General features: G+C 47.2%; 5 protein-coding genes. All 5 read right to left on the bottom strand.

Annotation, left to right across the window (positions count from 1 at the left end):
- Nucleotides 1-665: RNA ligase family protein (locus tag DI605_RS21370; protein ID WP_293977795.1), on the bottom strand; the 665-nt coding region annotated here is incomplete at its 3' end.
- A 399-nt stretch (nucleotides 666-1,064) separates the two neighbouring features.
- Nucleotides 1,065-1,295: a hypothetical protein gene (locus DI605_RS21365; protein ID WP_088430306.1), complete on the bottom strand. Its 231-nt coding sequence runs from the start codon at nucleotides 1,293-1,295 to the stop codon at nucleotides 1,065-1,067.
- Between the two features lie 113 nt (nucleotides 1,296-1,408).
- On the bottom strand, nucleotides 1,409-1,849 hold the full coding sequence (locus DI605_RS21360) for a hypothetical protein (RefSeq protein WP_088430304.1): 441 nt from the start codon (nucleotides 1,847-1,849) through the stop codon (nucleotides 1,409-1,411).
- A gap of 97 nt (nucleotides 1,850-1,946) precedes the next feature.
- A complete protein-coding gene (locus DI605_RS21355; RefSeq protein ID WP_141098004.1) occupies nucleotides 1,947-2,819 on the bottom strand; it encodes a hypothetical protein in 873 nt (290 codons plus the stop codon).
- A gap of 466 nt (nucleotides 2,820-3,285) precedes the next feature.
- Complete coding sequence (locus DI605_RS21350) at nucleotides 3,286-3,840, bottom strand: hypothetical protein (RefSeq protein ID WP_293977792.1); 555 nt, start codon at nucleotides 3,838-3,840, stop codon at nucleotides 3,286-3,288.
- Nucleotides 3,841-3,946 lie beyond the last annotated feature (106 nt).

The following is a 3,946-nucleotide window of genomic DNA, read 5'->3' as shown; positions in this document are numbered from 1 at the left end:
ACAGCGCGAACGCGGTTCTCGGTGACGTACAGCGGGTATTGATGTTGCAGCCCCGACCCGACAACCTTCTCAACGAACAAGTCATTTTTAAACTTGTAGACCTCTCCCGACGCATCGCAGCGGAGGATATAGCCCTCGCACGTGCATGAGCCATCGACCAATGTGGGGAATTTGTTTCCGTGTTGGATGACTTCGGCGAAAGCCCCGGACGTAACGATGGGAGCTTTCTTTAGCCCGACAGCATCAATGACATGGTGATATGGAAGACGCACACCGTCCACAACGATATCGAACAGGTAGAAATCCAATGCGCCGTAGTCGGCGTTTTGCTGGACTTTAAGCCCATCTGCTTCACCAGCAAGTTCCCCAAAGAAGCGTACGGTTTGATGCTGGCCAATGACGCCTCCATCAAGTAAGCGTTGATAATTCTCACGCACAACGCCTGCATATCGATCAAAGACAACCTTATGGTTGAAGAAGACTTCACTTGTAAGTATACGATTGCGCGATGCCGATTGGACCCCGACCCCATTTGTGATGAATTGATAGTTTGCACCATGAATTTTTTCAACCGCATACCACTTTTCAACACTACGCAAGCAGCGCATTTTTATCTTTTCTGAGAACGTGTCAATTGTTGGATAACGTTCAAATTCTAATGTCATTGAAACCCCCTATTTAGTGAATTGATAATTCAGCTAAACAGGTGTTCCAATATTGTCAATGCTTGACAAATTAGAATTGGGCAGCACAATAGTTGTGTAAAGGAAATAAAGGGAATTACTCAACCTTTATGAAATTTACATGGAGACGACTAACCAGGTGAAAGAGAGCGTCTCCCAGCAGCCAATAGTGGCTGTCCATGTTCACGACATGGTGCAAATGGTTTTCTGGATCTGAGTATAAAAGGCGCCAATGGCGCCTTTTACTATTCCTACCATTGCAAGTGGATCCAATTTCCTTAAGGACATCTGCGCGTAGGTGATTGAAAACACACGGACCTTCACGCCATTGATGACATAAAAAAAGCCCGCCGAAGCGGGCTTATATGTTTCATACACTCATCAATAGTAGGTTCGCATGCGCTGCTCTGCTTGGTACTTGGCGATATTGCGAAGCATGTTACGCATGAGGAAGAAGAACGGAATGCCGGCGCCAATGAGGAAGCCCAGGACGCCAACAACCGGCCCCAAGTCCATACTTCCCCACAACACCCCACTGACAAGGAAGCCGACGATGGTTGACCAAAACCCAATCCAGATCGTTCCGATTAAAGCGTTGATTGCAACTTTCATTTGTGCACCCCCGTTGTTAGCCAATTGTTGACTCACTGAAACAGAAGAACGGATATTGTCAACCCCGTTGCCGTTCTAGCTAGCTCCCATATGCATCGGGAGTCAAGCTGAAATTACATTCGCCGCTCTATCCTTTCCGAATGGTTAAGCTCGCCACCAATGGCGTGGTGCAATCGCTGACGTTGTTTGTGATGCAGGAAATCGCTGAGGTGCTGGGTCAATTCGACTTCTGTGGGGCTGTCAGCGATCGACCATTGGGGTGTTGGAAGATCCTTAAAACGAACATGGATGTTGTACGCGCACATGATCTTGGCCGCCGCCCTGGGCGTGACTTTGAGCCCTTCGTGCAATCGAAGCGCCAGGTCTTCGATGGCCGAACGCCAGAACGTTAAATCACTTGGCAATTCCGCAGCGTTGAAGTCCAATGCATCGCACAGCAATGGTCCTAGAACGATGGGTTCCGGCTGTTCAAAGATGCGGCCCATTGGTGCCGACTCGCGCCAAATTCTTTGCTGCTCGGTGGCCGGCGCACTGTCGTAAAAAGATCCAACCATTTCAACCCCCTGCGTGATGATGAAATCTCAATCAATCACGCCTCACACTTTTGTCAAGTCCAATAAAAACCCGCCGAAGCGGGTTTAATCGAAGACGTTACATTCGCCGCTTGGGCCGGACTTCAATATGTTCAGAAGGGATAGCAAGTTCGCGCAACAAAATTTCCTTCTCTTTCTTCGCTTTGGCCGCGTCAACCTGGGCGATCAGGTCCATAAATGACTTCCTGCAATTTTGGGCGATACTCATCATTTCTTGGGTGTCCAAGGCTTCACAACCGGTCAACTCAAAGCCACTCTTAACCAATCCTATTGAAGCAAAGGCATCAACAATATTCACCAATTCCGAGTCGGTGCACGTTGAGCAACCTACTGTCTGCCGAAAGAATGCCCATAGCATTTTCGCATCATCAGTCAACGCATCCGCTCGCGGGCCGTGGATCGGGCGCGCCCCGTTTTGAATCAGAAATGGGATCAATAGATATCTGTCGGAATAGATAGCTGTTTCAAGTGGGGTCCAACCAGACGGGTTCCATCTATCATCAGGCGCACGCGCGTTGATATCCGCCCCACAGTCAAGTGCGAACGATATCATTTCCTGAGTGCTTTTAAGCACGTCTTGCCCACCTCTGCCGCACTCAACAATGTAGTTGAGTGTTGAGCATGCCTTTAGATCGTTTTTTCCTATACGATGAATAGTGTAGTGCTGAGCAAAACTTGGGTTGTCCTCCACTAGCGACTTAAAAGCTGTCGCATCATCCATGTAGATTGCACGAGATAGGCGATTGCCATCCTGATCGTGATCCACATCAAATTCCGACTTCACCTTCCCACTGGAAATGGCAATCACGATTGTTGGTGACTTGTCCTTCTCTACGTTGACCGCTTGATTTTTGATTGTCCCATTGGCGGCGTCAGCTTTGACAAATGCCATCACCACTTTACGTAATTTTGTTTGAATTTTATTTAGCATACTTGAAACTCCATTTTTATTAGCACACCTTCAATCAAACACAAGGCAGAACATTGTCAATACCTTTTATTGTGATTTACGCCAACAAGCCCCAAGCCGCTTTAAGAGTGGGATAAAATCCCAATAAAAAGAGCCCGCGATAGCGGGCTCTTTGTTGCCTCAAGTACACTCGCCAACTTAAACGCTTGCGATTAAGCATCCCAAGGCAAGCCCAAAACTGAAAGCAGTCACAACTGACAAACAAACAGTTCTGATCCACATCGCTCGTTCAACCTTCGCTTTTGATTTTGATGCCTCGATGTAGCTAGTGATAGAGCCATGTAGATCATCAAAACAGTGTTGCAATACTGCAAGATACAATTTATCCATAACACCCCCTTCAATTTGATTGCACTGAATTCAATCAAACACAAGGTCCAACATTGTCAAGCTCAAAGAAAAAGCCCGCGAAAGCGGGCTTCATTCTTCACATCTTTCGCTTCACCGGTTCTGGCGTTTCAACCTGCACTTCCGACACAAAATCCAAAAGTTTTTTCTGCTGTCGGCGCCGCGCAACCTCAATTAAATGCTCGCACTGCTCTTCAAGTGTGGGCCATCTTTGGTCCGTTTCCCACTGAGGAATGTCCCCTGCTCCATTGGTGAAGTACCTCGCACGATTGTGCATCTGTAGAAGCGTCGCAGCGTCATGTGGGTTGACTTTGGCTCCACCCTCTAGTTTCTCTTTTAACTCGCCATACAGTAGTGAGAAAAATGCAGATCGAATTGTTGGTGGGCGCGAACTCCAAAACTGAGAAGCTAGGGGATTTATTACCACACCAACAAGACCAGGTGCATTCTCATCCAGCCTAGTGCAAACAAGATCCAAGAAACCATCGATATCAAAACCTCTTTCAATCTTGGGATTGTTTTCAGCCTCTACAGTCAGAATACCTTTCATCCACCGTCTGATCAAATAGTAAAATACTGCACTTGATAAGAACCAGAAGCCCAAAGCGATCCACCCTATATAACTTGCATCCATACTGACCCCCTATTTGATTGACATGCATTCACTCAAACACGGAAACCAACATTGTCAAGCTCAAAGAGAAAAGCCCGCTTTCGCGGGCTTTTCTCTTACATCTTTC

The sequence above is a fragment of the Sphingomonas sp. genome, from assembly GCF_003248515.1.
GTDB lineage: Bacteria > Pseudomonadota > Alphaproteobacteria > Sphingomonadales > Sphingomonadaceae > Sphingomonas_I.
This window is presented reverse-complemented; position numbering and strand designations above follow the sequence as displayed.

What these genes read in the sequence shown, in the direction of transcription:
- DI605_RS21355 (WP_141098004.1), bottom strand. Translation starts at nt 2,819, where the DNA reads ATGCTAAATAAAATTCAAACAAAATTACGTAAAGTGGTGATGGCATTT.
- DI605_RS21365 (WP_088430306.1), bottom strand. Translation starts at nt 1,295, where the DNA reads ATGAAAGTTGCAATCAACGCTTTAATCGGAACGATCTGGATTGGGTTT.
- DI605_RS21350 (WP_293977792.1), bottom strand. Translation starts at nt 3,840, where the DNA reads ATGGATGCAAGTTATATAGGGTGGATCGCTTTGGGCTTCTGGTTCTTA.
- DI605_RS21360 (WP_088430304.1), bottom strand. Translation starts at nt 1,849, where the DNA reads ATGGTTGGATCTTTTTACGACAGTGCGCCGGCCACCGAGCAGCAAAGA.